This is a genomic window from Ralstonia mojiangensis (genome assembly GCF_023955645.1).
Lineage (GTDB): Bacteria > Pseudomonadota > Gammaproteobacteria > Burkholderiales > Burkholderiaceae > Ralstonia > Ralstonia mojiangensis.
In genome coordinates, this window is record NZ_JAMXHU010000001.1 from 986,143 (window position 1) to 1,003,395 (window position 17,253).

15 protein-coding genes and 1 pseudogene are annotated in these 17,253 nt (G+C 60.2%); 11 read left to right on the top strand and 5 right to left on the bottom strand.

Annotated features, from left to right (window positions below; genetic code table 11):
* Positions 1–28: 28 nt before the first annotated feature.
* Together NG898_RS04705 and NG898_RS04710 are read left to right on the top strand one after the other, a co-directional pair.
* Positions 29–609 (top strand): annotated as a pseudogene (locus NG898_RS04705) (tyrosine-type recombinase/integrase); the annotation flags it as partial.
* 461 nt (positions 610–1,070) lie between these two features.
* Positions 1,071–1,736: a hypothetical protein gene (locus NG898_RS04710; protein WP_252691279.1), complete on the top strand. Its 666-nt coding sequence runs from the start codon at positions 1,071–1,073 to the stop codon at positions 1,734–1,736.
* Between the two features lie 389 nt (positions 1,737–2,125).
* Here the strand turns inward: NG898_RS04710 and NG898_RS04715 are convergent, their stop codons facing one another.
* On the bottom strand, positions 2,126–3,175 hold the full coding sequence (locus tag NG898_RS04715; protein WP_289812977.1) for an acyltransferase family protein: 1,050 nt from the start codon (positions 3,173–3,175) through the stop codon (positions 2,126–2,128).
* Positions 3,176–4,421: 1,246 nt separating this feature from the next.
* Here NG898_RS04715 and NG898_RS04720 point away from each other — a divergent pair.
* The 3 genes from NG898_RS04720 (at position 4,422) to NG898_RS04730 (ending at position 9,287) form a co-directional block, all read left to right on the top strand.
* Entirely contained in the window at positions 4,422–6,344 is a 1,923-nt protein-coding gene (locus tag NG898_RS04720; protein WP_252691281.1) for a PrkA family serine protein kinase, read from the top strand.
* A gap of 54 nt (positions 6,345–6,398) precedes the next feature.
* Complete coding sequence (locus tag NG898_RS04725) at positions 6,399–7,661, top strand: YeaH/YhbH family protein (protein ID WP_252691282.1); 1,263 nt, start codon at positions 6,399–6,401, stop codon at positions 7,659–7,661.
* Positions 7,662–7,778: 117 nt separating this feature from the next.
* Complete coding sequence (locus tag NG898_RS04730; protein ID WP_252691283.1) at positions 7,779–9,287, top strand: SpoVR family protein; 1,509 nt, start codon at positions 7,779–7,781, stop codon at positions 9,285–9,287.
* Positions 9,288–9,377: 90 nt separating this feature from the next.
* Here NG898_RS04730 and NG898_RS04735 read toward each other — a convergent pair whose 3' ends face one another.
* The gene (locus NG898_RS04735) at positions 9,378–9,656 is read right to left on the bottom strand and encodes a DUF1488 family protein (RefSeq protein WP_092969861.1); all 279 of its coding nucleotides are present in this window, start codon (positions 9,654–9,656) and stop codon (positions 9,378–9,380) included.
* 174 nt (positions 9,657–9,830) lie between these two features.
* Positions 9,831–10,490: a response regulator transcription factor gene (locus NG898_RS04740; RefSeq protein ID WP_092969863.1), complete on the bottom strand. Its 660-nt coding sequence runs from the start codon at positions 10,488–10,490 to the stop codon at positions 9,831–9,833.
* A 248-nt stretch (positions 10,491–10,738) separates the two neighbouring features.
* On the opposite strand from NG898_RS04740, the gene NG898_RS04745 reads away from it, so the two are divergent.
* The 4 genes from NG898_RS04745 (at position 10,739) to NG898_RS04760 (ending at position 13,276) form a co-directional block, all read left to right on the top strand.
* Entirely contained in the window at positions 10,739–11,407 is a 669-nt protein-coding gene (locus tag NG898_RS04745) for a DUF2589 domain-containing protein (protein ID WP_199027417.1), read from the top strand.
* A gap of 349 nt (positions 11,408–11,756) precedes the next feature.
* Positions 11,757–12,290, top strand: coding sequence for a DUF2589 domain-containing protein (locus tag NG898_RS04750; RefSeq protein ID WP_289812978.1), 534 nt, complete (start codon positions 11,757–11,759; stop codon positions 12,288–12,290).
* On the top strand, positions 12,280–12,732 hold the full coding sequence (locus NG898_RS04755; RefSeq protein WP_252691285.1) for a lysozyme: 453 nt from the start codon (positions 12,280–12,282) through the stop codon (positions 12,730–12,732). The genes NG898_RS04750 and NG898_RS04755 overlap by 11 nt, the downstream gene beginning before the upstream one ends.
* A 34-nt stretch (positions 12,733–12,766) precedes the next feature.
* Positions 12,767–13,276, top strand: coding sequence for a hypothetical protein (locus tag NG898_RS04760; protein WP_252691286.1), 510 nt, complete (start codon positions 12,767–12,769; stop codon positions 13,274–13,276).
* 17 nt (positions 13,277–13,293) lie between these two features.
* Here NG898_RS04760 and rnhA read toward each other — a convergent pair whose 3' ends face one another.
* Both rnhA and NG898_RS04770 read right to left on the bottom strand, forming a co-directional pair.
* The gene (gene rnhA, locus NG898_RS04765) at positions 13,294–13,740 is read right to left on the bottom strand and encodes a ribonuclease HI (RefSeq protein WP_092969873.1); all 447 of its coding nucleotides are present in this window, start codon (positions 13,738–13,740) and stop codon (positions 13,294–13,296) included.
* Between the two features lie 38 nt (positions 13,741–13,778).
* Entirely contained in the window at positions 13,779–14,684 is a 906-nt protein-coding gene (locus NG898_RS04770) for a class I SAM-dependent methyltransferase (protein ID WP_252691287.1), read from the bottom strand.
* Here NG898_RS04770 and gloB point away from each other — a divergent pair.
* Entirely contained in the window at positions 14,683–15,522 is an 840-nt protein-coding gene (gene gloB, locus NG898_RS04775) for a hydroxyacylglutathione hydrolase (RefSeq protein WP_252691288.1), read from the top strand. The two genes, NG898_RS04770 and gloB, sit on opposite strands and share 2 nt — an antisense overlap.
* A 138-nt stretch (positions 15,523–15,660) precedes the next feature.
* On the top strand, positions 15,661–17,211 hold the full coding sequence (locus tag NG898_RS04780; protein WP_092969877.1) for a transglycosylase SLT domain-containing protein: 1,551 nt from the start codon (positions 15,661–15,663) through the stop codon (positions 17,209–17,211).
* The last annotated feature ends 42 nt before the right edge of the window (positions 17,212–17,253 follow it).

Genomic DNA, 17,253 nt, shown 5'->3' on the forward strand with positions numbered 1-17,253 from the left:
GTCGCCCCCGTTTCCGGAGGGTGCCCACATGCCGCTAACCGATACCGTAATCCGAAATGCCAAGCCAGCAGACAAGCCCATACGGCTGTTTGATGGCGGCGGCCTGTACATCGAGGTCTCGCCAGCCGGAGGCAAGTGGTGGCGGTTGAAATACCGCTTCGCCGGTAAGGAAAAGCGGCTCTCCCTTGGCGTCTACCCAGAAGTGGGTTTGAAGGAGGCGCGGGACAGGCGCGAGGAGGCCAAGCAGATGCTGGCCGACGGCATCGATCCATCGGTGGAGCGCCGGGTCCAGAAGGTCGCAGCAGTCGAGCGAGCGGCAAACAGCTTCGAGGCTGTTGCACGCGAATGGCACGCAAGTACGCGCCAGGCTGGGCCAACGCCAAGAAGGTGCTGGCCCGCCTGGAGAACGACGTGTTTCCCTGGCTCGGCGGCCGACCGATCGCCGAAGTGAAAGCTCCTGAGTTGTTGGGCGTAGCCCGCCGCGTCGAATCTCGCGGTGCTCTCGATACCGCGCACCGCGTGCTGCAAACCTGCGGGCAAATCTTCCGGTATGCCGTCGCCACTGGGCGAGCAGAGCGCGACCCCTCGGGCGACCTGCGTGGCGCTTTAGCACGCTGACGTGCTGGCTGGTGTCTGCGAAAAACACCTGCGGTCCTTCGCTGTGAACATCAGAGAGCACCGTCAGACTTCCGTGATGCGGGCTGCGAAAGTCGCAGGATCTCCATCAAGCTGGCACACATGGATGTCTGATCTGAAGGCGCTGGACAACGTGGCGACCATCGCCGGCGAACTGAAGCGGCGCATCCCTATGAGGATTGCTTTTTCTTCGTAACCACTTCCTGCCGTCTAGCTAGGCAGCGGTGCTTCCGGCCGGCGGGCGCAGTCTTTTCTGTAGATGCAAAACCAACCCCATAAGCGGTCAATCGCCCGAGCCATCGTCGATCCGCTTGGGGATGCGTGAAGATCAGCTTTGATAAATGGGGCGCAAGAAATTGAGCTGGATAAGATAACCCGCAAGGGGTGAGCCGATTCGGTGGCGCGGAAGATCGATGTACGGCTATGGAGGCTGCATGACGCACTCTGCTAAAGAAATAAATTCTCTTTGTGATAAATTCGTTGGGTCTATCTTGCGGCAGGATGGTTCAATAGAATTTAATGAGGACAGCGAAAAATATAGACTTATGAGTAACGGGGTAAATTACCCGGATCTATCTTTCGGGGCCATCTGCGCTGCTCTTTCTGGAACCACTCGAACACTACTGCTTCCACGGCTAAACATAGCAGTGAGCAATGATCACAAGTATTTGTGGGCTTGGTGCGGGCAGGTGATATTTAATTACAATATCAACCCTATAATCCCGGCGCATAAAGATCTGAATTTATTTGAACTGTATCTCACCGCATTGCATGCAATGTTGTCAGGTCGGCATGTCATGCATCCTCTGGAGTCTAGTCTAAATATTCACCAGCGGCAGTTGTTGGGGCAATCCACAGAGATCTTGTGCCACCTATCCTTTCCACTCTTGGAGGCTCTTTTGAAGAGGGCTTGTCACCAATATGTTGAGATGGATGGGGGGGTAAAGTGTAAATTTCGTGTTAACGGATGTGCATATTCTCCGGGGGTGGATGGTAATGGATTTCCAAGGGAGTGCAGTAGCATATTCGATTTGCTGACTTTGTATCTTAATAAAGTTAAAAAGCCGGAGGAAACAAAAAAATGGGCTCTTGATAATTAAGAGTCATATTGAAAAAGTATCTGGAAGGCAAAATGGCTTCCGAGTGCTATCTGAGTGGCGTAATGACTCGCTTCACGGTACTCAAACAGCTACAACGACTGGCGCAACAGTTCTAAATATTGCACTACTAACAACTCTTGCGGAAACCAAAGATACTTACCAGCAAAGAGTTGAGGAGACTCTCAGGTCTGTCGAAGCCATGGATCGTCCAGGGACGATCAAGTGTGAGTGCACGTTGTACCCACCTACACCCTGAGTTTGAGTCTCGCCACCCTAGCTATTATCGGGCTCATCTCAATGCCGTTTGGCCCTGATGGCCAGCGTCAGCGGCGTCGACGCGATCTTGCCGCCCAGCACCTTACTGGGCAGCGAGTGGATCTCGGGGAGGCTTACTCCAATGGGGTGTTCGCTTCGGTACCGCGGAGCGGAGCAAATTTTCCCGAGCGGCGTCGTCTGACCTGAAGCAACCATTCCTTGGTCTTAACTTCGATCAACGAGTGACTGATCTTCGATGCCACCGCGATAAGCACCAGCGCCAGGGGAAGAATGACGCGGAGACGGACATGCCAATGGGTATGAGCATATAAGCCGACACCGAGAATGAGAATATGGCACAGATATGTCGAGTACGACCAGTCTCCGAGCGTAGACAGCAGCGAAAGTTTGTCGAACCAATGGTTGTAGCGCAGGAATACAATGGCGACGGCGCCGCAACCTAGTCCAGCGGTGAGGGGATCGTGATCGCCATGGGATGCCTTGAGCAGCCAGAGTGAACATGCGATAAGCACCGCGGCCATTGTGTGGGGTAGGCGTTGGGGCCATCGTTGCTCGAACGCGAGCCCAACCATGACGCCGATGACAAAGTCGAACAGGAACGGGTTCGAGTAAAAAACGAGGATAGTCTGCGACCTCTGTGCGCTCATTTGGGCAAGCCACAGCGCCGTCAGAAGCGCTGGCAGCCTAGCTTTTCCAGGTAGGAAAAGCGAGATGGCGAAAAGGCAGTAGAAAAACATCTCGCAATTCAGGGTCCACCCCACGGTGAGCAGAGGAAACGGGCCGCTTCCAGAGGGGTTCTGCATCGGCAGGAACAGTAGGCTCTTTACGAGCAACTCAGGAGTGAATTGCGTCGCCGGAAGAAACGCTGGATCAATCAGCAGCAAGATCGCTGCGATGGCGGTGAAAAGCCAGTAAGCCGGCACCACCCGAATGGCTCGACGGTACGCGAACTGCAGGGGGGAGACGTCGCGTGCGGAGCTCGACATGTAGATGACAAGCCCACTGACGACGAAAAATAGGTCAACGCCCAGTGCGCCGTACTGGGCGAAGAATTTTCCGATCGGGTTGCTTACTTCATCAGGAGCGAAATACAGCGCCATGACATGGTGTCCCACGACTAGCCAGGCGGCAACGGCACGAAGAACTTGGATCGATCTGAGCATATTCGTATAGGTAACCGCTGGTGCCAATTTCAACAGATGGTGCTCGATGTTTGCGCTGTCGCGATGAACATCACCGCGACGACGAGCAGTACGTATGTGACCAGCCAGCGGCTCAATTCTCCCTCCCCTTATTGGCGGCGCATCCTAGCATGGCCCACCTTGCCGCACCGAACCTTGCAGGCGTAGCTGGCATCACATCTAATCCGGTCGGCATGGATCGATTTACCCGGGCCTTGAGCGTCGCAGCTCGTTCGCCCCAAGTCCGCCGTTGCTAATCTGAGGGGGCGACGCTCGAGATGAGCGATCTACCGGTCGACCTGATCTAGCACATGGCGCGTGCGCGGGATTAGCAGATGCTCACCAGCGCGGGCAGCCGACGAGGTCTCAAAGTCTTGGGTGGTCACGTTGGTCGCCACTGTGCCTTGAGCGCTTTGCCAGAATCTCGTCTATCGGGGTCGGTAGGCAACTGGGGTAGCAGGCTCAGTCTGGGGGCAACTTTGGGGGCAACGTTCCGATAAAAAAATTAGAGATGGCTGTGTATTGTGGTTTTGCGGCAACTGTTTGGTAGCTGTACCACCAAACGAGCGAGAAATCGCTTAAAAGGCCCTCAGGCAAATGCCGAGGGCCTTTTTCTTTTGTCCGCGTTCTCCGTGCGGGCTTTTCCGGCGCGATTCACCGTCGCGCCCGGCACAAACCTCCCTTGGCGCAAAAAAGAGACACCTTTGGTCGATCCGTTTCGGTCTTTCGGCCACGGGCAGTGGGCGCGCGTCGGGGCGACAAAGTTCGTTTTGCCCCATGCTTTGCACAATGCTGTGTTGCGCGCCAAAAAGAAAAGCTGCCGCTACAAGCGTAGGTCTGCTGGTAAGCGCCACGTGCGTTACCACAGTTGGCGAGACACGAAAACGCAGGGATATCCCCCTCCTGGATTCAGCGTGCGCGCGGGAACTCGCACAGATCGGTTACGTACCAACCTGCGAGCGCGGGCAGGTGGCATGGGTACGCTTTCTGCTGTGCTCGGGGTAGCCGATCGTCGTGGTGCATGCGTGTTGATGCATCGTGCAAGGTCCGTTTAGCACTTGATGCTGTCGAGCGCTAACGCAATTGCGACGGTTGTGCACCGTTCCAGGCTCTCAACCGTTCTTGTGATCATCGGTGATTCGTCTACAGTGGAATCAGCAACGCACGCAAGAACTAGCCTGGCTCTCGCTTGTTGGTGTGGAGTAGGGAAGAAATCTACGGGGGAGATATGGATATTTTCCGCCACTACGCAACGCGTTTTGAAGCTCGCAAAGAGGACGAGTACAGCATCCAGGAGTATCTGGATATCTGCAAAAAAGACTCGACCGCCTACGCGACTGCCGCGGAGCGCATGCTCACCGCGATTGGTCAGCCTGAGCTGGTGGACACTCACCACGATCCTCGGCTGTCACGATTGTTCTTCAACAAGGTCATCAAGATCTACCCGGCTTTCCGGGAGTTCTATGGCATGGAAGACACGATCGAACAGATCGTTTCCTTCTTCAAACATGCCGCGCAGGGCCTTGAGGAACGCAAACAGATTCTTTACCTGCTCGGGCCTCCGGGCGGCGGCAAATCCTCGCTTGCCGAGAAGTTGAAGGCGCTGATGGAGCAGATTCCCATCTACGCGCTCAAGGGCTCGCCCATTCACGAGTCCCCGCTCGGGCTGTTCTCGCCCGACGAAGACGGCAAGATTCTGGAGGAAGACTACGGCATCCCGAGGCGCTATCTGAACACGATTGCCTCGCCTTGGGCGGTCAAGCGGCTGCATGAGTTCAATGGCGACATCACGCGTTTCCGCGTGGTGAAGCTGCATCCGTCGGTGCTGTCGCAGATTGCGATTTCCAAGACGGAGCCGGGCGACGAAAACAATCAGGACATTTCGTCTCTGGTGGGCAAGGTCGACATCCGCAAGCTGGAGGACTATCCGCAAGACGATCCCGATGCGTATTCGTATTCGGGCGGGCTGTGCCTGGCCAATCGGGGCTTGCTCGAGTTCGTCGAGATGTTCAAGGCGCCGATCAAGGTGTTGCACCCGCTGTTGACGGCCACGCAGGAAGGCAATTACAAGGGCACGGAGGGCTTTGGCGCGATCCCGTTTGATGGCGTCATCCTGGCGCACTCGAACGAGGCGGAGTGGCAGAGCTTCAAGTCCGATCGCAACAACGAGGCGTTCCTTGATCGCATTTACATCGTCAAGGTGCCGTATTGCCTGCGCGTGTCGGACGAGGTGAAGATCTACGACAAGCTGCTGCGCAACAGCTCGCTGGCGGCGGCGCCGTGCGCGCCGAACACGCTGAAAATGATGGCGCAGTTCGCGGTGCTCACACGCATCAAGGAGCCCGAGAATTCCAACATCTTCTCGAAGATGCGCGTGTACGACGGCGAGAGCCTGAAGGATGTCGACCCGAAGGCAAAGTCGTATCAGGAGTACCGCGACTTTGCCGGCATCGACGAGGGCATGACCGGCTTGTCGACGCGCTTTGCCTTCAAGGTGCTCTCGAAGGTGTTCAACTTCGACGGGACGGAGGTGGCGGCCAATCCGGTGCACTTACTGTATGTGCTCGAGCAGCAGATCGAGCGCGAGCAGTTCCCGCCGGAGACGGAATCCAAGCTGATGTCCTATATCAAGGAATACCTCACGTCGCCGTACGTGGAGTTCATCGGCAAGGAGATTCAGACGTCGTATCTGGAGTCCTATTCGGAGTACGGGCAGAACATCTTCGACCGCTACGTGGTGTTTGCCGACCTCTGGATTCAGGATCAGGAATATCGCGATCCGAACACAGGCGAGATTCTCGATCGCAGCGCATTGAACGATGAGTTGGAGAAGGTGGAAAAACCGGCGGGCATTTCCAACCCGAAGGATTTCCGCAACGAGATCGTCAATTTCGTGCTGCGGGCGCGGGCCAAGAACGGAGGCAAGAACCCCGTCTGGACCAGCTACGAGAAGCTGCGCGCGGTGATCGAGAAGCGGATGTTCTCGACCACAGAGGATCTGCTGCCTGTGATCTCGTTCAATGCCAAGTCGTCGCATGACGACAAGGAGAAGCACGAGAACTTCGTCAACCGCATGGTGGAGAAGGGCTATACCCAGAAGCAGGTGCGCTTGCTGGTGGAGTGGTATCTGCGCGTCAGAAAGTCATCTTAAGGAGGTAAGGAGAGGGCTAGGACACCCAGCGAACTTCCAATCGAGGGCAGTCACATGGGCACGATCATTGATCGGCGGGAGAACGGTGGCGGCAAAAGCACCGTCAACAAGCAACGCTTCATCAAGCGTTACCGAGACCAGATCCGCCGTGCGGTGGCCAAGGCGGTGACCGGTCGCAAGATCATGGACATCGAGCAGAGCGGGCAGGTGTCCATTCCCGTCAAGGACATCTCCGAGCCCATGTTCCACCACGGCTCGGGCGGGCGCCGGGAAGGCGTTCACCCGGGCAACAAAGAGTTCATTCGCGGCGACAGCTTCGACCGGCCGCAGCAGGGCAGCGGCGGCTCCGGTTCGCAAGCCAGCGACTCAGGCGAGGGCGAAGACGATTTCATCTTTACGCTCTCGCGCGAGGACTTCCTCAACTTCTTTTTCGAAGACATGGCGTTGCCCGATCTTGCCAAGCGCAGCCTGGCCAAGATCGCGGAGGTGCGCAAGGTGCGCGCGGGCTTCTCGCTTGACGGCACGCCCTCCAACTTGTCGATTCTGCGGACGATGCGCAGCTCGCTCGGCCGCCGCATTGCATTGTCCAGCCCGTATCAGCGCCGTCTGCATGAGCTGGAAGGCGAGTACAACGAGGAGCTGGAAAACGACGGCCCTTACAGCGTGCGCGCGCAAGAGTTGCTAAAGGAGATGCGGCATCTGCGCTCTTGCCTGGATCGGGTGCCGTTCATCGAAAAGCTCGACCTGCGCTACAACAACCGCGTGCTGCGCAAGCGCCCGCAGGCGCAGGCGGTGATGTTCTGCGTGATGGACGTATCCGGCTCGATGGACGAATCGCGCAAGGACTTGGCCAAGCGTTTCTTCATGCTGCTTTATCTGTTCCTGAAGCGGAACTACGAACGCATCGACGTCGTCTTCATTCGCCACCACACCGTGGCCAAGGAAGTCGATGAGGAGGATTTTTTTCACTCACGTGAATCTGGCGGCACAGTGGTGTCGAGCGCACTCAAATTGATGGCGGAAGTGATTCAGGAGCGCTATTCGCCAAGCCAATGGAACATCTATTGCGCGCAGGCTTCGGATGGCGACAACTGGGCTGGGGACTCGGAGCTGTGCGCCAAGATCCTGCGCGAGTCGATCCTGCCGCTGACGCAGTATTACGCCTATGTTGAGGTGGTCTCCACGGAGCCGCAGAACCTGTGGGAGGAGTATCTTACGTTGAAGGCTGGGCACGAGAACTTCGCGATGCAGCGCATTCTCAAAGCGGACGAAATCTATCCGGTGTTGCACGAGCTGTTTCAGAAGCGCGCCGCCTGATCGCTGATCGGGCAGCAGGAGTTGCGGCCAGCTGGGCACTGCCGCCGCGCAGTGGCAGCGTGTGCCATGGCGAGCACGCCACCTGTGACCCTGTGTGATGGACCAACGGGAACGAGCATGGCCTACCTATCTACGGGCTCGGAATGGACCTTCGAGCTGATCAGGCGCTACGACCAAAGCATCGCCCAGATTGCCGCAGATTTCGGCCTGGACACCTATCCGAACCAGATCGAGATCATCACCGCCGAGCAGATGCTGGATGCCTATGCGTCGTCCGGCCTGCCACTGGGCTACAACCATTGGTCATACGGCAAGCACTTCCTCGCATCAGAGCGCGGCTACCAGCGCGGCCTCATGGGGTTGGCGTACGAGATCGTCATCAACTCGAACCCCTGCATCGCTTATCTGATGGAGGAGAACACGATGCCGATGCAGGCGCTGACCATCGCGCATGCCTGCTACGGCCACAACTCCTTCTTCAAGGGAAACTACCTCTTCCGCACGTGGACGAACGCGGACGCCATCGTCGACTACCTGCTCTTCGCCAAGAACTACGTGGCCGAATGCGAGCAGCGCTACGGCGAGCAGGAGGTGGAACTGCTGCTCGACTCCTGCCACGCGTTGCAGAACTACGGCGTCGATCGATATCGACGGCCGAAGAAGCTGTCGATCAACGAAGAGCAGGCTCGCCAGGCTGAGCGCGAGAAATACCTTGAAGCACAGGTGAACGACCTGTGGCGTACGCTGCCCACGCACCGGGCACGTGCGCTGGCAACCGCAGACGACGTGCCGGAACCTGATCCGCAGTTTCCGCCCGAGCCGGAAGAGAACCTGCTGTACTTCATCGAGAAGAACGCCCCCAAGTTGCAGCCGTGGCAACGAGAAATCGTGCGCATCGTGCGTAAGATCGCGCAGTACTTTTATCCGCAACGCCAGACCAAGGTGATGAACGAAGGCTGGGCAACCTTCTGGCACTACACCATCCTGCACAAGCTGTACGACGAGAAACTCGTCAACGACGCCTTCATGCTCGAGCTGCTCCAGGCGCATACCAACGTGATCTATCAGCCGCCATTCAATAGCCCGTACTACAGCGGCCTGAACCCCTACACGCTCGGCTTTCTGATGTTCCAGGACATCCGGCGCATTTGCGAATCGCCAGAAGAAGAGGATTACCGCTGGGCGCCCGAGATTGCCGGCAGCGATTGGCAGAAGACACTCGATTTCGCCATGCGCAACTTCAAGGACGAGAGCTTCCTGTTGCAATTCCTCTCGCCGCGCGTGATCCGTGAGTTGAAGCTGTTCTCTGTGCTCGATGACGATCGCGACGCCAAGTTGCGCGTCACCGCCATCCACGACGACGATGGCTATCGCAAGATCCGCGAGTTGTTGGCAGGGCAGTACGACCTCTCCAACATTGAGCCCAACATCCAGGTGACCAACGTTGATGTGGGTGGGGACCGCTCATTGACGCTGCGACATTTACAGAGCAGCCGACGCCCGCTTGGGCCGAACTACGAAGAGATGCTGCGGCACGTCGTACGCCTATGGGGCTTTACGTGCCGGCTGGAGGTGGTCTATGAAGACGGGCGACGCGAGATGAAGCACGAGTGCAAGCCTGACTAGCCCACATTCGTTTCCACAAGGCCAGCTTCGCGCTGGCCTTCTTTTTGCCCACTGCTGGTGCGGATGTCGGCCATGCTGCCCGTTGCTTCGCTACATGCCGAAGCGGAAATGACCGCTACGCAGCACGATGTTGTGCGAATCCGTCAGCTTGAACAGCGAACGCGCCATATCTTCAATGGTGCCGCGGTGGCTTTCCATGGCTTGCAGCAGGTCCTCCTGCCGCCATGAGCGGGCGCCGAAATGTTCTTCGAGCGCTTCTGCCGTCACCGCATAACGGGCCGGGACGCCGTCGACGCTTGCCGTGCAGGTGAGCGTGAGGTCCGCAGCGCAATAGCGTGGCGGGCTGGCGTGGAATTCAATGGTTTCCATGGGCGGCCTCCATGAAAAAACGGCGATGCACCGTGCGCCGCCTTCCAATCAGTGTATGGCGCGATTGCGTGAATGCAATGTGGTCGGCTCAGTGTTTTCACCCAGCGGTGAACCCTGGGGCCCGTGACGTCCGAAAAAGGCAGGGGAGGCCACGGGCAGGTGCGTGTCGCGGCGCTACATCGCACACATCTGCAGGCGGACGAGGCTGGCCTTGCAGCGCGAGAGCCAGAGCGCGGCCTCGGTCCGGTTGTTGACGCCAATTTGCCGGAACAGCGCGTACAGATGGTTTTTGATAGTGCCTTCAGCTACGTTGAGCACGCGGCAAATCTGCTTGTTGGATTTGCCCTCTGCAAGCAGTTGCAGCACCTCATGTTGCCGCGGCGTGAGTCGGCGCCAGAGTTCGGCTGGGCTTTCTCCTGAGCTTTGGCGCGGATCGTCCGGAAACAGATTACTGATGGGCGGCAAGTAGACCGCGCCTGAGGTAATGCGCAGCAGGGCTTCGAGCAGAACGTCGGCCGTGGCTTGCCGGTCGACCACGCCGGCCGCGCCAAAGCGCAGCGCATCGCCCACCACGTGCCGGCCGACCGCTTGCACCGTCAGCAGCACGGGCACTTCCGGCAACACCGCTTTCAACTCCGACAGGCGCTGCCGTGCGTCGTCGTCCTGTGCGCTCCATTCCATCACAACGGCGCTGGGTTCGGCTTGCCTGCAAGCCGGTCCGATTTGCTCAACGTAATGTGTATCGATAAACACACCCTGCGCGTCGAGTGCATTCAATACATTGGACACACCTGCCGCAAAAAGCGGCAAGCTATCGATTACCAGAATATTCATCGACCCCTCGTACTTCAGTTAATTATTTTCGGCGAAACCGATTATTTTGTAGGGCGGGATCGATCCGGGTGCATTGAAACGGAAGTTCAGTGCCGAAAGTCACGGGCCGCCTGTCGATACGTTCTGGGCCGCTGTTCCGTGGCCTTGGCTGGGACTTTCGAGGCATCGAACCCCGTAGGAAAAACTCTTACTTTGGATTCGGGCACACAAACCTGTGCGTCCAAATAATTCAATGTGAGGAGTTTTAAATGGACAACGGACTTATCGGGTCGGTTATCAATGCGCTGCCGATCGACAAGATGATCTCTGCGCCGCTGCAGGCCATGATCGCAGCGCAAACCTCAGCGGCAAAATCCTATGCGGATTTTCTGCTGCAGGTGTGTATTCAGAACGGCAAAGCCGTTGCGGTGCAATTTGACTACGACGAAACCATCGTCGACGAGAAGGGCGTGTCGCAAGGCACGATCCAGAAGACGATGCGCATTCCTCTGCTGTGCGCGGTCGTGCATCCGGTGATCGCCATCGAGGAAGGCACGATCGACTTCGAGCTGGAGATTTCGCAGTCGGAGAAATCGTCGTCCAGCACTGAGGCGGAAGGGTCGTTCCAGGCCAAGCTCGGCTGGGGCCCGTTCAGCGTGTCGGTGTCGGGCCGCGCGTCGCATAAGTCGGAGCAGACCCGCAGTACCGACACGCGTGCCAAGTACTCCTTCCACACCCAGGTCAAGCGTCAGAACCCGCCAGAAGCGCTGATGCGCGTGATGGAGTTCTTGACTGACGCGGCAACCAAGCCGGTGGTCGTCAAGGGCAAGGAGAACGACGTCAAGCCGCTGCCGGCCACGCCGACCGACGGCACGATGGTCGGCGAAAAGGTGCCGGCTGGCGGCAACGCGCCGGCCCCGGCCCCGGCAAATCCGTAAGTCGCCACGGCGACGGACGCCGGCCGGCCTCCCCACGGCCGGTGTCCTGATCGGTGCGCGCCTGCCGCGCGCCGCCTATTGATCTGATCGATCCGACCGACCCGACACCATGTTCAATCTCTTCAGCCGCCGCGGGCGTGATGATGACCGTGCGTCGTCAGCGCCCGCCACACCACCTGCGCCGCCCGCCAGCGCGCCACCAGCGCCACCTGTGTCAGCGCAGTCCGCTGGGCCTTCCGATACCGCGCCGTTTCCAGAGACTGCGTCCGATGCGCCTGCGCCGCCGCCAAGTTCGCCGCCGCCGAGCGGTGGGACCGGTGGTGGCAGCAACAGCCACGGTCACCCGGGCTTGAATGGCCTGACGCTCGACGACATCACGCGCGGCATGCAGCACGCCGCAGCCTCCGCCAATCAGATGCTTGCGCAGCAATACACCGCGCTGCTCGATCAGTTTTTCGATGCCGACGACAGCGGCACGCTGGTCGCCCGCGAGGTTGAACTTGCACTCGACAGTCAGCACCGGCTGGCACTGCCGCTGGTCTCGTTGGCGATGCCGCGCGGCATCGCGCTCGATGAAATGACGGTGAACATGACCGTGCGCAGCGACATCGCCGAGGCCCTGCCTTTACACGGTGCGGCCGCCGGCGGCGTTGGCCGGTTCTACGTCTCGCTTGCGCCGCATTCCAAACGGGATACGGGCCGCGACAGCGAGCACATCGACATCGAGATGAAGTTCGCGGCGCTGCAGCCGCCAGAAGCGGTGATGCGGCTGATTGACGAATACACGAATCGGCTAGTGCCAAGGCCCGTGCAGCCGAATGCCGGCGGCTCCGATGGCCGCGACACCACCAGGACGCCCCAGGAGAAGAGTGATGAGCACTGAGCACAACCCGCGCACCACCGGCGAGCGAGGCCTCGCGCTGATCAAGGAGTCGGAAGGACTGCGTCTGTCGACGTATCTGGATGCGGTTGGCAAGCCGACGATCGGCTATGGCCACCTGATTCGTCCCGGCGAGACCTTCAAGGGGCCGATCTCGCAGCAGCAGGCCGAAGCGCTGCTGCGCAAAGACCTTGCCGACACCGAACAAGGCATTGCGAAGGCCGTGCGCGTGTCGATCACGCAGGGTCAGTTCGACGCGCTGGCGTCGTTCGTCTTCAACCTGGGGGCAGGGCGGCTGCGCTCGTCAACGCTGCTGCGCAAGCTCAACGCCGGTGATTACGCCGGCGCGGCCAACCAGTTCCTGCTGTGGGACAAGGCCGGCGGCAAGCCGCTCAAGGGGCTGACGAAGCGTCGTCAGGCCGAACGCAAGTTGTTCCTGTCCTGATTCACCACCACGTTACTTCACCGGAGAAGCTCGCATGCATACCGAACCGATGTCCGTGATTCCCACCACCCGTCCGCGCCGCCTGTATCGCGTGCTGACCTGGCTTGCCGCCGCAGCCGTGGCGATCGGCATGTCCTACGCCCGCGCGGCCGACAACGCCGCGCCAACGTGCGTGGCGGAGGCGCAGCGCATCCGCAGCGAACTCGGAAACCAGGATCTACCGACGTTCAACGATCAAGCCGAGCGCTACTTGGCTGACACGCTGAATCAGCTTTACGCCTACGGCACGCTGCCCAATCGCTACGTGCCCGAGCGCCAGGCCAACTGGGAGCAGGGTGCCAATCGCCCCGTCATGATGCAGAAGCGCAGCATCGGCGGTGATTTATGGGCGCAGACCGGTCTGTTGCAGGCCGATATCGACGATGGTCTTTCCAAGCGCGGCCCGCTGCGGCTGGTTTATGCGCAGGACGGCAAGCCGCAATACGTCACGTCCACCGCCGCAAATGCGCCGCAGATCCCCACGCAGCGTTGCGCGGGCAAGTGAGCGTGCGCCCGGCCGCGTCAGGCTTTCGCCTGGCGCGCCATCTCGACGCCCTTGTTGGCCAGCGCATCGGCGCGCTCGTTGCCGGGGTGGCCGGCATGGCCCTTGACCCAATGCCAGCTCACCTCGTGGCCGGTGACGAGTTCGTCGAGCGTGCGCCAGAGGTCGTCGTTCTTGACGGGTTTCTTGTCGGCCGTCTTCCAGCCGCGGGCTTTCCAGCCGGCCAACCATTCGCTGATGCCCTTCTGCACGTATTGCGAATCGGTGTACACCTGCACCCGGCATGGCCGCTTCAGCGCGCGAAACGCCTCGATCACGGCCATCAGCTCCATGCGGTTATTGGTGGTCAGCGTTTCGCCGCCAAAGAGTTCTTTTTCGTGGCTGCCCGAGACGAGCACGGTGCCCCAGCCGCCGAGGCCGGGGTTACCCTTGCACGCGCCATCGGAATAAACGGTGACTTCCTGCATTGAGAAACGTGGGTGACGTGTGAGTGGAACGGCAGCGCTCAGGCGCCCGATTTGCCGTCTCGCGCCGTGACCGATGGCGCCTTGGTCGAATGCGAGCCCGAAGGTGTTGCGACCGGCGTACCGGCCGGCACCAGCGCCGGCGATTTGCGTGTCTTCCATGCCGGGCCGACCAGACGCATGGTGCGCACGCGCTTGACGGCCTGCAGCATATAGACCGCGCCGAAGATCGGCCACCAGCGGTCGCCGGCCTTTTCCATGAAGGCCGTGCGCTGCAGCCATTTGTCTGAACGATTGGGCGGGCAGTAGCAGCCGAAACGGCCGCGCACGATATCAAATCCAAGCAGCTTGAGCCAGTCTTTCAGGCGGGTGAACGCAATCATCTGGCTCTGGGCCGGCAGAAACGATTCCGTGCCCAGCCGCCGCATACCCTGTCGCATGCCCCACAGGCTCAGCGGGTTGAAGCCGGTGATGACGAGGCGCCCCTCGGGCATCAGCACGCGCGCCACTTCGCGCAGCACCTCGTGCGGGTCATCCGTGAATTCCAGCACGTGGGGCAGCGCGACGAGGTCGATGCTCTGCGAAGCGAAGGGCAGTTCGTCATAGCGGCAGATGACGCGCGGTGTGGCCTGGCGCTGGGGTGTGCTGGCGTCGGGCTCTGCCTCGGCCGCATCGGCGGATTCGGCGGGGTCGCCATCCATCGGGTCGAGCGTTTCAGTGGGGGCTGTCGGGTCAATGTCATCCACCACACGCGCGATCAGCGGGATGCGGTTCTCGCGCAGTGCCCCAAAACCAGGGTGGCCGAGCTGCAGCGCGTGATAGCCGAACATGTCGGCCACCGTGCGATCGAACTGCGCCTGTTCCCAGCGCAGGACATATTGCCCGGGCGGCGAAGCGAGCCAGTGGTGCCAATCTATAATGCGACGATCGTTAGAGGAGTCGGACATGGTCCAGGGTGGTGTGCCGCGTGGTGTAGCGCTTGAGGTGGAGGCGATCGCTGCGTTTACCGACAATTATATTTGGGCACTACACGATGGCCGTGTGGCTGCTGTCGTCGACCCGGGCGACGCGCAACCGGTGCTGCGCTTCCTGAAGGAACGCGGGCTCGCGCTCGGTGCCATTGTAATCACACATCATCATGGCGATCACGTCGGCGGGGTGCGCGAACTGCTGGCTGCGTATCCGGAGAATCCCGAAGGTGCGCCACTGCAGGTCATCGGCCCAGCAGGTGAAGCGATCCCGTGCCGCACGCAGGCGGTGCGTGAAGACGATGTCGTCACGCTTTTGCAGCCGGCCGCCACATTTCGGGTGATCGATGTGCCGGGTCATACCAGCGGCCACGTCGCCTATGTGGGGCACCTTCAGGGTAATGCCGCATCGGCGAGCCTGTTTTGTGGCGATACACTCTTCGCCACCGGTTGCGGCCGGCTTTTTGAGGGCACGCCTGCGCAGATGCGCGCGTCGCTGGCCAAGCTGGCGGCGCTGGCTCCCGATACGCGTGTTTACTGCGCGCATGAATACACTGCATCGAATGTGCGCTTTGCGCGTGCAGTCGAACCTGGCAACGCCGACTTGGCCGCCTGGGAGGACGAGGTAACGGCGTTGCGGGCCGAGGGCCGCTCGACTGTACCCACTACCGTTGGCCATGAGCGCGCGACCAATCCCTTCATGCGATCGGATGACGTCAATGTGACGCAGGCCGTGGCACGCCACGCCGGTATCGACGCCGAAGATCCGGTGGCAGTCTTCGCCGCGTTGCGTCAGTGGAAAAACGATTTCCGTTGAGAATGCTGGGCGCGCGGCGATGCCGCGGCCACATGTGATGCATCCAGCAGGCGCGACGCCGGGTGAACGCGGGTTGACGCGGTCGGATGCGTTTCTTACTATCTGGGGCAATTTTTAGCCCTAACCTCACAGAACTTGATGCGATCCGTGCGACTTCTTGCGGCAACTGTGCTCAGTCTGCTCCTTGCGGCCTGTGCAACGGCCCCCGGGCCGAACGCCGACACAGCCAGCACCAGCGCTTCCACCGCCACCGGCCAAGCCCCTGCGCCGGTCGTCAACGTCGATCAGCAGCCCGTGGCATCCCTGAAAGGGCCGGCCAAGGATCTCTGGGCGCGCATTCGCCAAGGTTTCTCCATGCCCGACCTGCAAAGCTCGGCTGTGGACGATCGTACCGACTGGTATGCGCAGCGCCCAGACGCTTTCCGCCGCATGGTGGATCGCTCCAACCGCTACCTGTATCACATTGTCGAAGAGCTGGAGCGGCGCAATATGCCCACCGAGCTGGCCCTGCTGCCGTTCGTGGAAAGCGCGTTCAACCCGCAGGCTGTGTCTAGCGCCAAGGCCGCCGGAATGTGGCAGTTCATCCCGAGCACCGGCAGAACGTACAACCTCAAGCAGAACGTCTTCCAGGACGAGCGCCGCGATGTGCTTGCCTCGACCGATGCTGCGCTTGACTATCTTTCCAAGCTGCACGACCAGTTTGGCGACTGGCAACTCGCGCTGGCTGCCTATAACTGGGGCGAGGGTGCGGTTGCGCGGGCGATTGCGCGTAATCAGGCAGCCGGCCTGTCGACGGATTACGTCAACCTGAACATGCCCGCCGAGACGCGCATGTACGTGCCCAAGCTCCAGGCGGTGAAGAACATCATTGCTAACCCGGAGCGCTACGGCGTCACGCTGCCAGAGATTCCCAACCATCCGTACTTCGTCACCGTCACAACGTCACGTGATATTGATGTGACGCTGGCCGCCAAGCTGGCCAATCTGCCGATGGATGAGTTCAAGGCGCTGAACCCATCGTTTAACCGGCCGGTGATCCTGGGCGCATCGAACCCACAGATTCTGCTGCCGTACGACAACGCGGAAACGTTCCAATACAACCTCAACACCTATCGTGGCGGCCTTTCCAGCTGGACTGCCGTGACGGTCGGCAATCGCGAGCGCGTGGAAGCGTTGGCGGCGCGGCTGAAGGTGGATCCCGACACCATTCGCGAGATCAATCGCATTCCGAAGGGCATGCGTTTGAAGGCCGGTTCCACCGTGGTGGTGCCGCGCGCCGACGGCGCCCAGGAAAACGCACCCGACATCAGCCCCGAGTTGGCCGAGAACGCCACCATGGCAGTCGAACCCGACATGCCGGATCTCAGAAAGGTGGTGGTGCGCGCAGGCAAGCGTGACACGGTTGCGGGTCTGTCGCGGCGCTACGGCGTGTCCGTTGCCCAGATTCGTGCGTGGAACCAGCTCCCCGGCGACGCCATCCCCAAGGGGCACAGTGTCGTGCTGATGCTGCCGCAAGCGCGCGGTGGCAGCCGTGGTGGGCATGTGCGCGTGATGCGCGTGTCGGCCACGACGGCGCGCGCCACAGCGGCAACCACCCGCGTGCCGACCGCGAAGGTGGCCGGCAAGCCGGTGGTCAAGGCTAAACCGGTGGCAACCTCATCGAGTTCGGCCAAGCGCAAGAAGCGCTGAGGCTGGCAAGAGAAACGGCGTCCTACGGGGCGCCGTTTTGTT